General features: G+C 63.2%; 18 protein-coding genes and 1 tRNA gene. 10 read left to right on the forward strand and 9 right to left on the reverse strand.

From position 1 onward, the window contains the following. Positions 1–2 precede the first annotated feature (2 nt). Together ACTS1Z_RS09615 and ACTS1Z_RS09620 are read left to right on the forward strand one after the other, a co-directional pair. The gene (locus ACTS1Z_RS09615) at positions 3–1,406 is read left to right on the forward strand and encodes a M48 family metalloprotease (RefSeq protein ID WP_442624236.1); all 1,404 of its coding nucleotides are present in this window, start codon (positions 3–5) and stop codon (positions 1,404–1,406) included. A 21-nt stretch (positions 1,407–1,427) separates the two neighbouring features. Continuing rightward, positions 1,428–2,189: a DsbA family protein gene (locus ACTS1Z_RS09620; RefSeq protein ID WP_442624237.1), complete on the forward strand. Its 762-nt coding sequence runs from the start codon at positions 1,428–1,430 to the stop codon at positions 2,187–2,189. Here the strand turns inward: ACTS1Z_RS09620 and ACTS1Z_RS09625 are convergent. From ACTS1Z_RS09625 to ACTS1Z_RS09635, 3 genes are read right to left on the reverse strand one after another with little or no spacing between them, the layout of a single operon-like run. Beyond that, positions 2,186–2,992, reverse strand: coding sequence for a hypothetical protein (locus ACTS1Z_RS09625; protein ID WP_442624238.1), 807 nt, complete (start codon positions 2,990–2,992; stop codon positions 2,186–2,188). The two genes, ACTS1Z_RS09620 and ACTS1Z_RS09625, sit on opposite strands and share 4 nt — an antisense overlap. A 10-nt stretch (positions 2,993–3,002) precedes the next feature. Then, positions 3,003–3,644: an RlmE family RNA methyltransferase gene (locus ACTS1Z_RS09630; protein WP_442624239.1), complete on the reverse strand. Its 642-nt coding sequence runs from the start codon at positions 3,642–3,644 to the stop codon at positions 3,003–3,005. Continuing rightward, positions 3,641–4,714 (reverse strand): Ppx/GppA phosphatase family protein, encoded by a 1,074-nt coding sequence (locus tag ACTS1Z_RS09635; RefSeq protein WP_442624240.1) that lies wholly within the window; start codon positions 4,712–4,714, stop codon positions 3,641–3,643. Before ACTS1Z_RS09635 ends, ACTS1Z_RS09630 begins: the two co-directional genes overlap by 4 nt. Before the next feature lie 145 nt (positions 4,715–4,859). On the opposite strand from ACTS1Z_RS09635, the gene ACTS1Z_RS09640 reads away from it, so the two are divergent. Then, positions 4,860–4,933, forward strand: a tRNA-Gln gene (locus ACTS1Z_RS09640). Between the two features lie 49 nt (positions 4,934–4,982). Here the strand turns inward: ACTS1Z_RS09640 and ACTS1Z_RS09645 are convergent. Together ACTS1Z_RS09645 and ACTS1Z_RS09650 are read right to left on the reverse strand one after the other, a co-directional pair. Next, complete coding sequence (locus tag ACTS1Z_RS09645; RefSeq protein ID WP_442624241.1) at positions 4,983–5,615, reverse strand: class I SAM-dependent methyltransferase; 633 nt, start codon at positions 5,613–5,615, stop codon at positions 4,983–4,985. Beyond that, on the reverse strand, positions 5,612–6,259 hold the full coding sequence (locus tag ACTS1Z_RS09650) for a class I SAM-dependent methyltransferase (protein ID WP_442624242.1): 648 nt from the start codon (positions 6,257–6,259) through the stop codon (positions 5,612–5,614). The genes ACTS1Z_RS09645 and ACTS1Z_RS09650 overlap by 4 nt, the downstream gene beginning before the upstream one ends. 102 nt (positions 6,260–6,361) lie before the next feature. On the opposite strand from ACTS1Z_RS09650, the gene ACTS1Z_RS09655 reads away from it, so the two are divergent. The 3 genes from ACTS1Z_RS09655 to ACTS1Z_RS09665 all read left to right on the forward strand — a co-directional run bounded on the left by ACTS1Z_RS09655 (position 6,362) and on the right by ACTS1Z_RS09665 (position 9,022). Beyond that, positions 6,362–7,252, forward strand: coding sequence for a LysR family transcriptional regulator (locus tag ACTS1Z_RS09655; RefSeq protein WP_442624243.1), 891 nt, complete (start codon positions 6,362–6,364; stop codon positions 7,250–7,252). A gap of 94 nt (positions 7,253–7,346) precedes the next feature. Further along, positions 7,347–8,252 carry a cytochrome b/b6 domain-containing protein gene (locus ACTS1Z_RS09660; protein WP_442624244.1) on the forward strand — a complete coding sequence of 302 codons (906 nt, stop codon included), beginning with the start codon at positions 7,347–7,349 and terminating at the stop codon, positions 8,250–8,252. Beyond that, on the forward strand, positions 8,252–9,022 hold the full coding sequence (locus ACTS1Z_RS09665) for a molybdopterin-dependent oxidoreductase (RefSeq protein ID WP_442624245.1): 771 nt from the start codon (positions 8,252–8,254) through the stop codon (positions 9,020–9,022). Before ACTS1Z_RS09660 ends, ACTS1Z_RS09665 begins: the two co-directional genes overlap by 1 nt. A gap of 174 nt (positions 9,023–9,196) precedes the next feature. Here ACTS1Z_RS09665 and ACTS1Z_RS09670 read toward each other — a convergent pair whose 3' ends face one another. Both ACTS1Z_RS09670 and ACTS1Z_RS09675 read right to left on the reverse strand, forming a co-directional pair. Further along, complete coding sequence (locus tag ACTS1Z_RS09670; protein ID WP_442624246.1) at positions 9,197–9,928, reverse strand: hypothetical protein; 732 nt, start codon at positions 9,926–9,928, stop codon at positions 9,197–9,199. 8 nt (positions 9,929–9,936) lie between these two features. Further along, positions 9,937–11,148 (reverse strand): toxic anion resistance protein, encoded by a 1,212-nt coding sequence (locus tag ACTS1Z_RS09675; protein ID WP_442624247.1) that lies wholly within the window; start codon positions 11,146–11,148, stop codon positions 9,937–9,939. A gap of 154 nt (positions 11,149–11,302) precedes the next feature. Here ACTS1Z_RS09675 and ACTS1Z_RS09680 point away from each other — a divergent pair, with 154 nt between their 5' ends. From ACTS1Z_RS09680 to cydB, 4 genes are all read left to right on the forward strand, one after another. Further along, entirely contained in the window at positions 11,303–12,226 is a 924-nt protein-coding gene (locus tag ACTS1Z_RS09680) for a glutaminase (RefSeq protein WP_442624248.1), read from the forward strand. A 47-nt stretch (positions 12,227–12,273) separates the two neighbouring features. Further along, the gene (locus ACTS1Z_RS09685) at positions 12,274–13,284 is read left to right on the forward strand and encodes a zinc transporter ZntB (RefSeq protein ID WP_442624249.1); all 1,011 of its coding nucleotides are present in this window, start codon (positions 12,274–12,276) and stop codon (positions 13,282–13,284) included. Positions 13,285–13,372: 88 nt separating this feature from the next. Next, positions 13,373–14,809: a cytochrome ubiquinol oxidase subunit I gene (locus ACTS1Z_RS09690; protein WP_442624250.1), complete on the forward strand. Its 1,437-nt coding sequence runs from the start codon at positions 13,373–13,375 to the stop codon at positions 14,807–14,809. Beyond that, positions 14,806–15,810 (forward strand): cytochrome d ubiquinol oxidase subunit II, encoded by a 1,005-nt coding sequence (cydB, locus tag ACTS1Z_RS09695; RefSeq protein ID WP_442624251.1) that lies wholly within the window; start codon positions 14,806–14,808, stop codon positions 15,808–15,810. Before ACTS1Z_RS09690 ends, cydB begins: the two co-directional genes overlap by 4 nt. Positions 15,811–15,927: 117 nt before the next feature. Here the strand turns inward: cydB and ACTS1Z_RS09700 are convergent, their stop codons facing one another. Together ACTS1Z_RS09700 and ACTS1Z_RS09705 are read right to left on the reverse strand one after the other, a co-directional pair. Further along, complete coding sequence (locus ACTS1Z_RS09700; protein ID WP_442624252.1) at positions 15,928–16,902, reverse strand: bile acid:sodium symporter family protein; 975 nt, start codon at positions 16,900–16,902, stop codon at positions 15,928–15,930. 74 nt (positions 16,903–16,976) lie between these two features. After that, entirely contained in the window at positions 16,977–17,879 is a 903-nt protein-coding gene (locus ACTS1Z_RS09705; RefSeq protein ID WP_442624253.1) for a universal stress protein, read from the reverse strand. Positions 17,880–17,923: the final 44 nt, after the last annotated feature.

Genomic DNA, 17,923 nt, shown 5'->3' on the forward strand with positions numbered 1-17,923 from the left:
GGATGGCCGGTTCCATGCCCCATTCCGGGATTTCGGCGCGCGCCTTGTCGCGCGTGGCGCTCGTGCTGTTGCTGAGCCTGCTGATGGCCGTGCGGCCGGTCGCGGCGCAGTCGATCTTGCGCGACGCGGAGACCGAAGCCTTGCTCAACGACATGGCCGCGCCGCTGGTCGAGGCGGCTGGACTGGAACCCAACGGTTTCGAGATCGTGCTGGTCAGCGATACGAGCATCAATGCTTTCGTCGCCGGCGGACAGCGCGTCTTCATCCATTCGGGCCTCATCATGGCCGCGGACAACGCCAACGAAGTGCAGGGCGTGATCGCGCACGAGATCGGCCATGTGACAGGCGGCCATGTGATCGCGATCCAGGATGCGATGGGTAGTGCGGGCGGGATCAGCATTCTCTCGCTGATCCTCGGCGCGGCGGCGATCGCCGCGGGGGCAGGCGAGGCGGGTCTTGCGATGCTCTCCGCCGGCTCGCGTGCTGCGATCGGCAATTTCCTCGCTTTCAGCCGGACGCAGGAATCGGCGGCCGACCTCGCCGGCGCGCAATATCTTTCGGATGCCGGGATCAGCGGCCGCGGCAGTCTCGCCTTTTTCCGGCGGCTCCAGAATCTCGAATATCGGCTGAATATCCCGCAGGACAACAGCTACGACCGCACCCATCCGTTGACCGGTGAGCGGCTGGCGATCCTCGAGGAACTTTATCAGAACGACCCGGCCTGGAATGCCGAAACCGATCCGGCGCTCGAAGCGCGCTTCCAGCGGGCGCGGGCCAAGCTGATCGGTTTCGTTCAGCAGCCGCAGCAGACATTGATCAACTATCCCGAGAGCGACACGTCGGTACCCGCGCGCTACGCCCGGGCCTATGCCTATCACAAACAGGCCTTTCCGGACCGCGCGCTGGCCGAGGTGGATTCGCTGCTCGCGGGTGCACCCGACGATCCCTATTTCCTCGAGCTGCGCGGCCAGATCCTCCTTGAGTCCGGGCGGCCCGACGAAGCGTTGGCGGATTTGCGGACGGCGCTCGCCAATTCGCGCAACCATCCGCTGATCGCTTCGCTCTTCGGACACGCGCTGATCGCGACCGAGGATGAGGAACATCTGGCCGAGGCTCGTCGCGTATTGCGGACCGCCGTGCAGCGCGACAATCGGAACCCGTTCGCATGGCGCCGGCTCGGCTATATCTACTCGCAGGAGGGCGATATCGCGCGTGCCTATCTGGCAACCGCCGAATATGCGACATTGGCGGGGTCGCCGCAGGAAGCGCTGATCAATGCGCGCCAGGCCATGCAGGGGATTCCGCAGGGGACGCCGGACTGGCTGCGCGCGCAGGATATCGCGTTGATCGCCGAGAATTTCCTTGAAGAGCATGGCGACCGGCGCCGCCGGATTCAGGCAGAGTAGAAACGGATACAGGACAAGAGCATGAACCGCTGGATCATGGCTGGCCTTATCGCGGCAATCGCGGCCGCCGCGGCATTCTTCTTCTTGCGCCCCGACGGTTCGGCGGCGGCGGATGGACAGACGGAAGTCGATTTGCCCGCCGGGCTTGACCGCGCCGATCTCGAAATCGTGATCCGCGAATATATTCTCGCCAATCCGGAGATCATTCCAGAGGCGATGGAACGGCTGCAGGAACGCCGCATGGTCCAGATGATCTCATCGGTGCGCGACGAACTCGAAACGCCGTTCGAAGGCGCATGGATCGGCGCGGCGGACGCCGATGTTACGGTCGTCGAATTCTTCGACTATGCCTGCGGTTTCTGCCGCACGAGCCTCCCCGATATCGAGCGTCTGGTGGCCGAAGACCCGAACGTCCGTGTCGTGTTTCGCGAGCTGCCGATCCTGAGCGAGGAAAGCGTGGACGCCGCACGGGTCAGCCTGTCCGCGGCCAAGCAGCGCGAATATTTCGAATTCCATCGGGCGATGTATGCGGCGGGCCGGCCGGGCGCGGCGTCGATCGCCGAAGCGCAACGCAGCGTCGGGCTCGATCCCGCGCAGGTACGCCGGGATCTCGATGACGCCGCTATCGAAACCGAACTGCGCCGGAACCGCGATCTCGCGGTGCAGCTCGAGGTAAACGGCACGCCGGCCTTCGTGATCGGCGATCGCATCCTGGCCGGCGCGGTCGGTTACGACCGGCTGCGCGAAGCGGTGGCGGAGGCCAGAGCTTCGTCCGGAGACTAGGCCTTCGCCAGATCGGCGAGCGGGGTCATATCGGCCTCATTGTAATTGTCGGGCATCAGGATCACCGAGCGCGACGGCGGGAGGAACCATAGCACGGCACGGGCGAAATTGTCCGCATGCTCGTCGCTGCCGAATGCGTCTCTCGAGACATTGAGGACCAGCGAACGCGTAGGCCGCATCCCGGCCGACATCATGACAGACGCGCGCGGCACTTCGACCTTCCATATCTCCTTGAGATGGCGATCCAGCGCACGTGCTGCTGCGGGCGAGAGATAATCGGCCGACGGGGCACCCTGCACGATCTTCGTACCGGCCTTTACCGTAACGGTACCGCTATCGGCGCCGTCACCGGCTTCATCGCGGTCGATTGGGTCGCCGCGCCAGTCGCGATAGCGCAGCACGCTCTCGATCACGCCCATCGGGATCACGTAAATCGGCTCTTCGGCCCGTGCGGCTGCGAAGAGGACGGCACCCGAGCCCGCATCGAGGCAGGACCTTGCCAGTCCCGCGAAATTATGCGCGACGAATTCGTCCGATGAGGGCATGTCCAGCCGCAGATAGGCGAAGCCGTCCGGCCCGATGAACGGCGTCGAGGACGGGATTTCGATCGCGGCCGACCAGAGTGCGGAAAAGAAATCATGCTGCCAGCGCTCGTCGCGCTGCTCGGCGGGCACTCCGGCCAATTGTTCGAGCCGTCGCGTCATGTCCGGATCGGGCAACAATTCGATTGTCGGGTCGATCGACAGGGGCGGCACAGCGGATGGCGCTTCGTCCTTGCCGAAGAGTTTTCCGAACAGGCCCATTCCTCCCTCCTCAGGGTCGACCCTTAAACCCTTTCGCTATCACATACCATTCGGACGATCCCTTACGGCTGGCCGGCGGCTTGGCGTGTTTGACGCTGGCGAAGTTTCGCTTGAGCTCGGCGACGAGCCTATTGTCTGCGCCGCCCGCCAGCACTTTGGCGATGAACGTCCCGCCGGGCCGCAGCACTTCGGTTGCAAACAGGGCGGCCGCCTCGACGAGCGCCATGGTGCGCAGGTGATCGGTCTGTTTGTGGCCGACCGTGTTCGCCGCCATGTCGGACATGACGAGATCGGCCTCGCCGCCGAGCGCCTCCTCCAGCTTTTCCGGCGCATCGTCGTCGAGAAAATCCATCTCGAAGATGGTCACGCCTTCGATCGGATCGGTCGGGAGCAGGTCGATGCCGACGATCTTGGCGTTCGGCGCCCGCTGTCGCGCGACCTGCGACCAGCCGCCCGGCGCAATGCCGAGATCGACGATCCGTTGAGCACCCTTGAGGAGCTCGAACCGCTCGTCCAGCTCGATCAGCTTATAGGCCGATCGCGCGCGATAGCCGTCGGCTTGGGCGCGTTTGACATAGGGATCGTTGATCTGCCGCTCGATCCAGCGGCGCGAAGATTCGGATCGCCCGCGCGCCTTGCGGACTCGTTTCATCGGTCGTTCGCCATCATCGAGCGCAGGATGCCCTCGCGGATACCGCGATCGGCGATCCCGATACGCTCGGCCGGCCAGATATCGAGAATCGCTTCCAGTATCGCGCAGCCGGCGACGACGAGATCGGCGCGCTCCGCACCGATACACGGTATCTCCGCGCGCTCCGCGACCGACCTATGCGCGAGATCGGTACTCACCGCGCGCAGCGCTTCCGAGGGTAGGACGAGCCCGTCAATCTTGCTGCGATCATAGCTCGGCAGTTCGAGGTGGACGCTGGCCAGCGTCGTCACCGTGCCGCTGGTGCCGAGCAGGCGCGGCTGGTAGCCGATGGTTGGCAGGGTGGATGCGAAATCGGCGAAGCTCTTCGCGACCCGGTTGCGCATCCGTTGGTAGGTATCGAGCCGGTCCTCGAGCGTGGTGAGATCGTTGAACTCCTTCTCCGCCAGGCTGACCACGCCCCAGGGCGCGCTGTACCAGGAGAGGATCTGCGGCTCGCCTTCGCGTTCACCGAGGCCGTTCGGCTCGATCAATACGAGCTCTGTCGAGCCGCCGCCGATATCGAAGATCAGCGCCGGGCCGTCGCCCGGTTCCAGAAGGATATGGCAGCCCAGTACCGCTAGCCGGGCTTCCTCGCGCGGGCTGATGATGTCGAGCGCGATGCCGGTTTCCTCACGGACCCGGCGGACGAAATAGCGGCCATTGGCGGCCCGCCGGCAGGCTTCGGTAGCGACCGAGCGCGCGAGACTCACATGGCGGCGGCGCAGCTTGTCCGCGCAGATCGAGAGCGCGGCGATCGATCGGTCGATCGCGGCATCGCTGAGCCGGCCCGTTTTGGAGAGGCCTTCGCCGAGCCGCACGATACGCGAAAAGGCGTCGATCACGGTGAAGCCGTCTTCGGCCGGCCGCGCGATCAGCAGGCGGCAGTTGTTGGTGCCGAGGTCGAGCGCGCCATAGCTCCGGCGGCTGTGATAGACGTGTCCGTTGCGATGATGCGGTTTGGGCTGCCGGTCAGTGGCGGCGCGCGGCCGGGCGCCGGTATCTGGTCTGGGGCTGGCGAATTTGTCGTCCACGCCGGTTACTTCTTCTAATGCTTATGTTTTCCGAAACGGCTTGTGCCGCCGGTACTTGCGCACAGCCTAGCGCAAAGCCCGGCAAAAGAGCAAGCAGCCCGGATTGACAGGATTTGCAGCGCTGCCTATGTCGCCGCCTCCCGGTTGCCCCGTCGTCTAATGGTAAGACTACGGACTCTGACTCCGTCAATCGTGGTTCGAATCCACGCGGGGCATCCAGCCTTTCTGCCATGATTAGTCGAAGCCGCACCCGGCGGTGTTCCGTCATCTATTGTTTGCCGGCAAACAGCGCGGCCGCGGGTCCCCGACATGGCAGCCGGCAGGTCGTGAACTCGCCGGTCCGTGCGATCGTTTCCTCCACCGTCTCGGACGACAGGAAAGTGCCGGTCTTTCGACCTTCGACGATGCGGCGCAGCAGCCAAGGCGCAAAACCGCCTGCATCACGGTCCGAACAGAATGCGATACAAAGCGCACCACCTTTCTTCACGACGCGGCACATCTCCGCGATGGCGCATTTCGGGTCGATCGTCGTTTCCAGGGCCCAGGCGCAGGTTACGATGTCGAAAGCCCCGTCAGGAAGCGGGAGCGTTTCGAGATGGCCGCATATCTGGCGAGCGCGGATGTCGCCGCACCGGGCGAGCATCGCCGGGCTAGGGTCAAGCAACGTCAGTTCGATTTCCCCGTCGCTCTGTTGGAGGAGCCGGCGGGCGAACGCCCCGGTGCCGCACCCGGCATCGAGAAGACGCATGCCCGGGCGCAGCGCGACCCGGATCGCGGCCTCCAGCGCGCTCTGCGCTTCGCCGCCCGCATGGCGTAACCATAGGGCGTGCGACCGGTCGTAGCGCGGCGCCAACCGGTCATAGATTGCGACGGTGGCGCGCGATGGTGCAGATTCCGTCATCGCTTGCGCCGGGCAATCAGAAACAGACTGACGCCCTTGTCCGGTTTCCAACGATGGTCGATCTTGAAGCCGCGCGTTTCGATGTCCCGTTCCAGTTCACGGGCCTTTATCATTTCCACATGAGGGATCAGGCCCGCCAGCCGTCCGGCCGGTGCAAACAGACCAAACCATGCCATCGTGTCGGCCAGGCAGGCCGTACTGGTCACAAAAAGGCCACCAGGGGTCAGCATCCGGTGAACCTTGTCGATAATGCCGTTGCGGTCCTTCAGGAGATGCAAAACGTTCAATCCCAATATGGCGTCGAAGCTGCCGTCTGGCGCCTCAAAATCTGCGATGTCGGCTCGCGAGAAAGTGACGTTGTCAACGCCCGTGCTCCGTTGTTTCGCGCGAGCAATTTCGATCATTCGTTCAGAGATATCCGTCGCGAGTACATGGCGGACATGAGGCGCATGTTCGAGCGCGGTAGACCCTGTTCCGCAACCGAACTCCAAGATTTTCGTCTCCGGCGCAAAATTGGTCTGTGTGAGCCAGAGCTTGGTGCGATAGCTCGCTTCGTCGGCGACCGGCTTTTGCGCGTAGCGATCGGCCACCTTGTCCCAGAATCGCGCTTCGGCAGATGGTTTCTTCATTGTCAGGTCGGTCATTATGCTTCGTCCGCAATGTGTTCCATAATTCGCGGACCGAAATAGCTGTACGTTTTCGTCTGATAAATTGACTAAAAATGCGGGTTGTTTATGCAATAATGCATGGATTGGCGCTCGGTGAAGTTCGACTGGAACCGCGCACGAGCGTTTCTCGTGACGGCTGAAGAGGGGTCGCTTTCGGCAGCCGCACGAGCGCTTGGCATGTCCCAGCCGACGCTTGGCCGGCAGGTTAGCGCGCTTGAGCAGGAACTTGGCGTGGTGCTTTTCGAACGGATCGGTCGCAGCCTGTCGCTGACCCCGAGCGGACTGGAGCTTGTCGATCATGTACGCGCGATGGGAGAAGCCGCCACCCGCTTTTCGCTCGGCGCGTCCGGCCAGTCGCAAGCGATCGAAGGGAAGGTGACGATCACCGCAACCGAGATCGCGGCGGCTTTTGCGCTACCGCGGATGATTCACGATCTGCGCCGGGCGGAACCCGGGATTCAGATAGAAATCGTGGCGTCGAACAGCATCAGTGATCTGCGCCGAAGAGAAGCCGATATTGCCATACGGGGATTGCGGCCTACCGATCCGGAACTCATTGCGCGCAAGGTCCGCGAGGATACGGCTTTCCCGTACGCGGCAGAAAGCTACATCGCCGACAACGGCGAATTAGCGACTCCAGAAGAATTCTCACGCGCGGAATTCATCGGCTTTCAGGACAACAAACCGTTTCTGGAGGGATTGAAGGCAATGGGACTGACGGTCACCCGAGATAACTTTCCGGTCATCTGCGAGACCCATCTGGTGCAGTGGGAGTTGTTGAAGGAAGGGCTCGGGGTAGTGTTCATGCCCCGCTACATTGGCGATCGCGAACCCGGTATTCGCCGGGTTGCGAATTGGATGCCCCCGTTCGAGTTCGAAATATGGCTCGTTGCGCATCGCGAGCTGAACACCAGCCGCAGGATCAGGCTCGTTTTCGACTGGCTCGTCGACGCTTGGAAGAAACTGTAGCGCTTGAAGCGCGGCGGGTAAGAAGCGCCTATCGTCGTCTCATTATTGTCGAAGCCTGTAACGTCATCGCCATCGTGCGCGAATGGGCGTATGGATGGCTTTGAAAAAGGGGCAGGAAATGGCGAGAGACGATGTAGAGGCGGCCGAGCCGCAACCGGGCGAGCTGGTAAAGCGGCACAGGATTTCCACCCGTCTTTGGCACTGGACCAATGCCGTCGCGATCATCGTCCTGCTGATGAGCGGCCTCTCCATCTTCAACGCGCATCCGCGGCTCTATTGGGGCAGCTATGGCGCGAATTTCGACGAGGCCTGGCTCGAAATCTACAGCGAGGACGATCGCGGTTATCTCGAAATCGGCGACTGGCGCTGGGACACCACCGGCGTGCTCGGCCGCTGGACCGAACCCGACGGCGATATTTCGACCCGGGCCTTTCCGCACTGGTCGACCATTCCTGGTTATTACAGCCTCGCGACTGGCCGGCTCTGGCACTTTTTCTTCGCCTGGATCCTCGTGCTGGGCGGGCTCGCTTACTGGTTCTGGAGTTTCGGCAACCGCCATGTGCAGCGCGATCTCACGCCCAAGCGCAAGGAATTATCGGTCAAACATATCTGGCACGACATCAAGGATCACGCGCGGCTGCGCTTTCCGACCGGGGCCGAGGCGTTGAAGTACAATATCCTGCAAAAGCTCAGTTATCTGATCGTGCTGTTCGTGCTGCTGCCGCTGATCGTGCTGACGGGGCTCACCATGTCGCCGACGATGAATGCGGCCTGGCCCTGGTTGCTCGATATATTCGGCGGGCGGCAATCGGCGCGGTCGATCCATTTCATCGTCGCGTTCCTGATCGTCGGCTTCATCGCCGTGCACCTGATCATGGTGGTGCTCGCGGGGCCCTATAACGAGATCCGCTCGATGATCACGGGCCGCTTCCGCCTGCCCAAGGAGAAGGCGCCGAAAGCCGCACCCGCCACCGACACGCCCGCCGAGGAGTCCGCATAATGGCCATCATGACGAACCGCCGCAAACTTCTCGCCGGGCTGGGTAGTTCTGTGCTGCTCGCGGGATGCGACAGCTGGAGCCGCAGCGAGCGCGTCAGAAACGTCCTCGCTTCGGCCGAGGGGCTGACTATGCGCGCCCAGCGGCTGATCACGGACCGCGAGGCGCTGGCGCGCGAGTTCACGCTGGCCGAGATTTCGCCGCGCTTCCGCGCCAATGGCAGCCGCACCGCCGAGACGGCGCAGGGCCGGGACTATCAGGAGATGCTCGCGAACAATTTCGCCGATTTCCGGCTGCAGGTGGACGGGCTGGTGCAGCGCCCGCTGTCGCTGTCACTGGCCGACCTGCGCGCCATGCCGAGCCGGACGCAGATCACGCGGCACGATTGCGTCGAAGGCTGGAGCGCGATCGGGCAATGGCGCGGCACGCCGCTCTCCCGTATCCTCGATCTGGCCGGATTGCGCGACAATGCCAATTACATCGTCTTCCACTGCGCGGACACCTATGGCGCGCAAAACCGACCCTACTATGAAAGCATCGACCTGATTGACGCCTTCCACCCGCAGACGATCCTTGCCTACGATATGAACGGTGACGTGTTGCCCGAAGCCCATGGCGCACCCCTGCGTGCCCGGATCGAACGGCAGCTCGGCTACAAGCACGCCAAATTCGTGATGCGGCTGGAGGCCGTCGAGAGCTTCGACGACATCTACGGCGGCAAGGGCGGCTATTGGGAGGATGTCGGCGGCTATGCCTGGTATGCGGGGATTTGAAACCTTCTCCCCTTGTGGGAGAAGGATACGAAGCTTTGGGAGCGAAGCGAGCTAAGCGTAGTTGGATGAGGGGTTGGGCCTATCGAGAGGGCATTACCCCTCACCCAGCTCCGACTATGTCCGCGCCACGCGCAGACCAAGTCTGCACATCCCTCTCCCACAAGGGGAGAGGATTTAGCCGGTTTCCTCATCCCGCATATCCTCATCGCCACGATATTTGAGCTTGAGGAACGTTTTCTGCGTCGCCAGCGCATCGAGCTCGCCGCTGGCGAGCTGACGGGTCATGCGGCTGATCTCGTCATTAACGATGTCCAGACCTTCGACGAGCTGCTTTTCGGGCGTGCGGCCGCCATGGCTTTCCTCACGGCGCAGGTGATCGGGCACGCGTTTATAGCCTTCGACGAGTTCGGGAAGCTCCACGCCGACGAGGCGGCGCACCTCGACGGCCGCCGGCTCGCGCGGGTCGAGATTGGCGAGCTGCGGGCGCAGTTCCTCGAGCCGCACGGCGATCTGGTCGAGCTTGCGATTGGCGGGCGCGGGCAGGGCGAGGCGCTGTTTGGCCAGCCAGTTTTCGGTGTTGGAGGGCAGGGCGGGCAGCTCGCTCTCCATCAGTTTTTCCTGCGTCACGTCAGGCTCGCGGCTGCCCGCGATCAGCACCGTCAGCATCACGAAAAAGGTGACGAGCACGGTCAGCATCATCCAGGCGAAACCGAAGCTGCCGATCAGGAGGCCGGTGGCCGTCATCCCGATAATCGCGGCGAGCGCGAACAGCACGCCGCGCCGCAGCCGTCGTACGAACGCTTGCTGGCGGCGCTGGCGCTGGCGGCGTGCCAGCTCGCGCGCCTGTGGCGATACGCGGCGGAGCAGTTCGTCAGCCTGGGCGAGGATACGGTCGCTGGTAGTCACTTAGGTCTTTATCCCTCCAGCGCTTCGAACGGGGTAGCCTGGCTTTTTGATGCACCTTCGGCCCGCGCGATATAGCCTTTCGACTTTTCCACCTCGTCGGAGAGGACGGTCACCGTCTGCTTCATCGAGCCGAGTGCTTCGAGCTTGAACCGGTCGATCTCGTCCATCGTATCGTAGATATTCTGGAAGGCGCGTTGCAGCGTTTCGAGCGGGATCGTCGAAGAGGCGGCCTGCTGGTGCACGTCCGCGGTGGTCGTGCGCAGCATCTCGCCGGTCGAATCGATCATGTTCGCGGTCGTCTCGTTGAGTGCGGTAATCTGGCCGAGGACGAGCTTCTGGTTGGTCATCGCCTGGGCGACGGTGACCGCCGTGCGCAGCGCGCCGACAGTGGTCGTCGAGGCACGGTCGACGCCCTTGATCAGCTCGACATTGTTCTTCTTGACGAGATCGAGCGCGAGATAGCCCTGCACCGATACCGCCATTTGCGTCAGCAGATCCTGCGTCCGCTGGCGGATATAGAAGAGCGCGGTTTCCTTGATTGCCTTCGATTTTTCCGGGTCGGTGACTTCGAGCTCGACCGCTTTCTCCTCGAGCTTCGCATCGAGCGCCTTGGCGACATAGATCATCTGCTCGAGCCGGCCCATCGCGTCCCACAGCTTCTGCCGCTCGACCGAGATCGCCGCATTGTCCTTGATCAGCTCGTCCTTGCCTGAGGCGAGGCGCTTGAGGATCGCCGCGATATGGCTCTGTGCCGATTTGTAGGAATCGAAATAGTTGCGGAGCTTGCTGCCCCAGGGGATGATCCCGAAAATCTTGCGCTTCGACGTCAGGTCGCCGCGCGAGCCCGGATCGAGGTCTTCGACCGTGCGGCGCAGCTCGGACAGGTCGGTCCCGATCGCGCTATTCTCGTCCATCGAGCGGACGGGCCGGTCGAGGAAGCGGTTGGACTGGCCGGCCGCATCGGCGATTTCCTTGCGGCCCATATTGGTGATCTGATCGACCTTCTCGCCGAATTCTGGGCTGTTCGCATCGAGTTCGATCAATTCGCCGACAAAGCCGTTGACCTTCTCGTCGAGCTTCGCCTGCTTTTCGGGTTCCACGGGCACAAGCCCGGCCGCCTTTTCCGCCGTGACCGCGGGCACCGGATCGGGTGCGTCGAGCGTGAGGCCCGTATCGACCTTGGTGGCTGTTGTGGTTTCATTTGCCGGTGTCGTGGCCATGCCTGTTTCCCTTCTCCTCGGACTGCCTCCTAAATGCCGTCCAAGCGTGACTTTTTCAAGGTGCGTATTACAGATATAATACACTTGATCCGATATGTCACCTAGCCGTTGATAATCCGTGGCTTTTGGCCGGATTTACCGGCATGAGGGGCGGATGGACCTCGACAAAATTCTGCGCATCGTGGGCGAAGCGGTAGAGCCGCATCGCGGCAGCGGCAAGGTCGCCGATTATATCCCCGCGCTCGCCTGCATCGATCCGAACAAGTTCGCCATGGCGATCGCGACGCGCGACGGCGCGTGCCACACGATCGGCGATGCGGACGAATGTTTCTCGATCCAGAGCATATCGAAGGTCTTCACTTTCTCGCTGGCGCTCCAGAAAGTCGGCGATGCGCTGTGGCAAAGGGTGGGGCGGGAGCCGTCCGGCACCGCGTTCAATTCCATCGTCCAGCTCGAACATGAAAGCGGCATCCCGCGCAATCCGCTGATCAATGCCGGGGCGATCGTCGTTACCGATCACCTGATCGAGGATGGCGATGCCGACGCGACGATCGAGATGCTGCTGCGCGTCCTGCGCGACCATGCCGAGGACCAGAGCATCGATATCGACTATGCGGTCGCCAAGTCGGAAAGCGAGACCGGCGCGCGCAACAGGAGCCTTGCCCATTTCATGGCGAGCTTCGGCAATCTCGATAACGAGGTCGAAGTCGTGCTCTCCGCCTATTTCCGCCATTGCGCGCTGGCGCTTTCCTGCGCGCAGCTGGCGCGCGCCGCGCTGTTTCTGGCATTCGACGGCAAGGACCCGGTGACGGGCGAGCGTATCCTGACACGCCAGCGTTGCCGCCGGATCAACGCGGTGATGATGAGCTGCGGTCATTACGATAACTCCGGCGACTTCGCCTTCCGTATCGGTTTGCCGGGCAAGAGCGGCGTTGGCGGGGGCGTATTGGCGATCGCCCCGGGCGAGGGCGCCGTCGCGGTCTGGTCGCCAGGCCTCAACGAGGCCGGCACTTCGACGGTCGGCGCCATCGCGCTTGAAACGCTTGTCGCGGAAACGGGCTGGTCGGTGTTCGGCTGATCCTTCCGCACTTGGCGTGATCGCCATGCCTGTTCTACTAATCTGGTATGGCCGAAACGCACCCAGCCGCCGATCGCGCGCCGCTCGAAGACGATGACGGGCTGATCTTCGCCTGCGCGCTCGATGGCAAGGGAGGGGCGGAACGGCTGGGCTGGGAAGCCGCCGAGCGCTGGCTGGAGAGCGACGCGCCGCTCTGGCTGCATGTGAACGGCGCGTCGGAACGGGTGCAGCGCTGGCTGCCGGAAGGTGGCGGTCTGACCGAGCCGACCGCCAGCGCGGTACTGACGGCCGAGTCCCGGCCGCGCGTCTTTTTCGGTTCGAAAGGCTATGTCGCGATCCTGCGCGGTATCAATCTCAATCCCGGCAGCGATGTCGAGGATATGGTCGCGCTTCATATGTGGTGCGACGGCAAGCGCCTGATCACCGTGCGCGAGGAGAAGCTGCGGACCGTCCGCGACGGTTATGAGATGCTGATCGCGGGAAACGGCCCTGCGACGATTCCGGAACTCTTCCTGCAGCTCATCGACATGCTGACCGGACGGATCGGCTCGGTCGTGCTCGAATATGACGACCGGCTCGATGCGATCGAGGCCGAAGCGGAGAAGGGCGACCCGGAGGATTTGCGGCATGAGCTCGCCGACCTGCGGCAGGAACTGGTCGGCCTGAGGCGCTATCTGGGGCCGCAGCGCGAGGCGCTGAAACGGATGATGGCCGATGCGCCCGACTGGCTCGACGAGAGGCTGCGCCTGATCCTGCGGGAGACGACCGACCGTTCGCAGCGTCATATCGAAGAGATCGATGCGGCGCGGGAACGGGCGATCGTGCTCAAGGACGATGTCGCCAACCGGCTCAACGAACAGCTCAACCAGAACCTCTATGTCCTCTCGATCGTCGCCGCGATCTTCCTGCCGCTGAGCTTTCTCACAGGGTTGCTCGGCATCAATGTCGGCGGCATGCCGGGCGTCGACGATAGCGACGCCTTCTGGATCACCTGTGTTGCGCTGACGGTCTTGCTGGTGATCGAGCTGCTGATCTTCCGCAAATTGAAATGGCTGTGACGGGGAGTTGCGCGAGCTGCAATCGAACCGGTTGATTCTGCACATTTACCGGGCTGCAATTTGCCGTAGCGCGCGCTAGATAAAGCACATGGCCGATGCCGAACTCGCCCTGCTTCTGGCGCGAATCCAGTTCGCTTTCACGGTCAGTTTCCACTTCATATTCCCGGCTTTTTCGATCGGCCTGGCGAGCTTTCTCGCGGTCCTCGAGGGGCTGTGGCTGAAGACGAAGAACGATGTGTATCTGCGCCTCTTCAAATATTGGCTGAAGATCTTCGCGATCACCTTCGCGATGGGCGTCGTTTCCGGGATCGTCATGTCCTACCAGTTCGGCACCAACTGGTCGGTGTTCTCCGATCGCGCCGGGCCGATCATCGGGCCGTTGATGGCCTATGAAGTGCTCACCGCCTTCTTCCTCGAAGCGGGTTTCCTCGGCGTCATGCTGTTCGGCATGGACAAGGTCGGCAAGAAGCTGCACTTCGCCGCGACGCTGATGGTCGCGATAGGCACCGTGATCTCGGCCTTCTGGATCCTTTCGGTCAACAGCTGGATGCAGACGCCGGTCGGCTATGCGACGAACGACGTCGGCCAATATGTGCTCGACGGCAGCTGGTGGGACGTCGTCTTCACGCCGAGCTTCCCTTACCGGCTGGTCCACACGGTCATCGCCGCCTACCTCACGACCGCGCTCGTCGTCGGCGGGGTCGCCGCCTGGCATATGCTGAAGGGCCGCGATTTCCCCGCCGTGAAGAAGATGTTTTCCATGGCGATGTGGATGGCTGCACTCGTTGCCCCGGTGCAGATTTTCGCCGGCGACCTGCACGGCCTCAACACGCTCGAGCATCAGCCGATGAAGGTCGCGGCGATGGAAGGGCATTTCGAGAGTTACGAGCGCGCGGCACCGCTCATCCTGTTCGGCATTCCGGACAGCGAGGCGGAAGAAGTGCGGTATCAGATTGCGATTCCCGGTCTTGGTTCGCTGATCCTCAAGCATGACATTAACGCGCCGCTGGACGGGCTCGATACGGTCGCGCGCGAGGACCGGCCGCCGGTCGGCATCGTCTTCTGGTCGTTCCGGATCATGGTAGGGCTGGGTTTCCTGATGTTCGCGCTCGGCCTGTGGAGCCTTTGGGCACGCTGGCGCAAGACGCTGTACGACAGCCGCTGGCTGCACCGCTTCGCGCTCGTGATGGCGCCGAGTGGCTTCGTCGCGGTAATCGCCGGCTGGATCACAACCGAAGTCGGCCGCCAGCCCTGGGTCATTCACGAGGTGATGCGGACGTCCGAGGCCGTATCCGACATCGCTGCGCCCGCGGTCGCCGGATCGCTGATCGCCTTCGTCGTTGTCTATTTCTTCGTGTTCGGGGCGGGGACGCTCTATCTGCTCAAACTGATGAGCCACGCGCCCGCGCCGGGCGAGAGCGACGTGGCCGACGCGCCGATCCGCTCGGCCGGCATCACCCCGGCCTCGGGCCTCGAAAAGGACGGCATCGATCCCCGGCCGGACAAGGAGGAAGGCGCGGCATGAGCGATCCCACCCTCACCATCATCTGGGCCGGCATCATCGCTTTCGCGATCGGGGCCTATGTCGTGATGGACGGTTTCGATCTTGGCATCGGTATCCTGTTCAAGCTGTTTCCGGTGGGGCAGCAGCGCGACACGGCGATGAACGCGATCGCGCCGGTGTGGGACGGCAACGAGACCTGGCTCGTTCTCGGCGGCGGCGGGCTGATGGCGGCCTTTCCGCTCGCCTATGCCGTGATCCTACCGGCGCTCTATGCGCCGTTGACCGCGATGTTGCTCGCGCTCGTCTTTAGGGGCGTTGCGTTCGAGTTCCGCTGGCGCGATCCCGGCCATCGCCGGTTCTGGGATTTCAGCTTCTCCGCCGGTTCGGTCGTCGCGACCTTCGCACAGGGGATAACGCTCGGCGCGCTGCTGCAGGGCATCGCCGTCGCGGACCGGACCTATGCCGGCGGCTGGTGGGACTGGCTGACGCCGTTCAGCCTCTTATGCGGCGCCGCGCTGGTCGTCGGTTATGCGATGCTCGGCGCATGCTGGCTGGTGATGAAGAGCACGGGCAAGCTGCACAACCGCGCGCGTTCCATCGCCTTGAAACTCACGCCCATGCTGCTCGTCGCGATCGGCGCGGTGAGCCTCGCCACACCGTTTGTCGAGCCGCAATATTATGACCGCTGGTTCCAGATGCCCGGCATGCTGGTGACGATCCCGATGCCGCTGCTGGTCGCGTTCTTCGCCTTCATGCTGTGGCGCGATCTGGAGAGCAATTACGAGACGCGCCCCTTCTTCTGGGCGCTCGGACTTTTCCTGCTCAGCATGATCGGGCTCGCCATCTCGATTTGGCCCTATGTGCTGCCCGGAAGCGTCACCATTTTCGACGCCGCAGCACCGCGCGAGAGTCAGATCTTCATGCTGATCGGCGCGGCGATACTCGTGCCCGTCATCCTCGCCTACACCGCCTGGGCCTATTGGGTGTTCCGCGGCAAAGTCGACGAGGCCGGCTATCACTGACGCGGACCATGCTCCCGAGCGCCCGCTCTGGCAGAAACTCGCCTGGTTCGTCGGGCTGTGGCTGGCCGGCGTCGGGACTGTCGCAGCGGTCGCCTATATCCTGCGGCTATGGATCGCCTAGCCTGGTTCTCCAGCGCTACCCATTCGCGCCGCCATGATCGCCGAAACCGTCATCATCGGCACATAATAGACAAGCAGCGGTACTATGATCAGCCCGGCCTCCGCGCCGGGAAACAGGATGCGCGCCATCGGCGTACCGGAGATCACGCTCTTCTGCATCGCCGCGAAGAGCAGAGCCGTGCCGTCGCCATAGTCGAAACGGAAAAGGCGTGCGATAAGCATCGCGGTCGCGATCACCAGCGCCAGCAGCACGAGCATCGCCGCGAGCAGCCACAGGAACCGGTCGAGACCGAGTCCGGCGAGCAGCCCGCCGCCGACAGCCGCCGACAGCGCTACGTAGATGGCGAGCAATATGGTCAGCCGGTCCAGCGACCGGCCGAGACCCGGATGCGCTTCGATCCACGCGCCTGCGAGCGGGCGGCAGAGCTGCCCGATCGCGAAGGGCACGGCGAGGATCAGCACGACCTTGCCGATGCCCGACAGGTCGATCGGCGCGCCGGACGTAGATAGCAGCGCCGCGAACATCAACGGCGTGAGCACGACGCCGAGCATCGACGACAGCGCCGCGGCGATCACCGAAGCCGCGACATTGCCCTTGGCCATCGACACCATCGCGATCGACGAGGCGACCGTTGTCGGCAGTGCGCAGAGGAAGAGGATACCGGGCACGAAGCTTGGCTCGATCCAGGGCGCCGCGATCCCGGTCAGCGCGAGCCCGAGCAGCGGGAAGACGAGAAATGTGAAACCGATAATGACGAGGTGGAGCCGCAGCCGGGTGAAACCGCCGATCACGGCCGAGCGGCTGAGTCGCGCGCCATGAACGAAGAATAGCGTCACGATGCAGATCGTTGAAATCGCGGCCAGCCAGTCGAGGGCCGATCCGCGCGCGGGCAACAGCGCGGCGACGCCGACCATCGCCAAGAGGACGATGATGAACCGGTCGGGTATCAGGAGCGAGGCGAGGCGCTGCATCGCGCCGCCATACCGCGTTATCGCCGAAACGCGAATCCCGACGCCAGATCAGATCTAGCGCAGGCTGCGCCGGATCAGGCCAGCTGAGAGAGCCGCGTACCGCCGGTTTCCTTGGCTTTCTTGCGCGCCTTCTTCGCCCCGCGGATCATCAGCACATCGCCGGGCAGTGCCTCGAGCAGCGCCTCGGCGACGCTGCCGATCATCGCGGCGCGGATGCCCGTTCTGCCATGCGTGCCGACCACCGTCAGGCTGTTCTTCAGGGTGCGGGCGTGACCGGTCACGGCCTCGCAGGTCGTGCCATCAGCCAGAAGCTTGAGCGTAAGCCGCTTGTGGTTGTCGGGATCGAGTTCGAGGCGCTTGATGAACTTGTCGGCATATTCGCCCTGTTCCGCCCGCACTTCATCGAGCGCATCCTTGGCCTTGATGAAGCCTTCGAACGGCACGTGAAAGGCATGGACGAGATCGACGGGAAGGTCCGCAAACAGGTCGAGCGCGGTTTCCAGAGCGTTTTGCGACGGCTTGGAGAAATCCGTCGTCACCAACAGCTGCTGATAGGGCGCGCGCGGTTTCGACTTGACGATCAGCACCGGGGTTTCGGTTTTGCGGATGAGCTTGTCGACCTCATGGCCGAGCACGAAATCGCCGAACGTGTTGAACCGCGCGACGCCGGTGACGATCAGGTCGGCATCATATTCCGCCGCCTTCGCCTCAACGGTTTCGGCGACCTTGCCCTGTGCGATATCGATCTCGAACTTGATGCCCGCATCCTCGATATCCTGGCGGACACGCGCCTCGGCGGCCGCGATATTCTCCGGCGTGTCGGACTGCGATTCCAGGACGTGGAGGAGCACCAGTTTCGCGTCCCATTCATCGGCAAGCTGGATCGCGCGGTCGAGCGGACGGTCGCAGCGGGCCGTCAGATCGGTGGCGAACAGGATGGTCTTTTCGTTTGGCTCTTGGGAGGTGGGGTCAGTCATGGGAGTGCCCTTATTTCGTTCATGCAATTCGCTACTTTATACCA

This window comes from Parasphingopyxis sp. (genome assembly GCF_052168295.1).
Taxonomy (GTDB): domain Bacteria; phylum Pseudomonadota; class Alphaproteobacteria; order Sphingomonadales; family Sphingomonadaceae; genus Parasphingopyxis.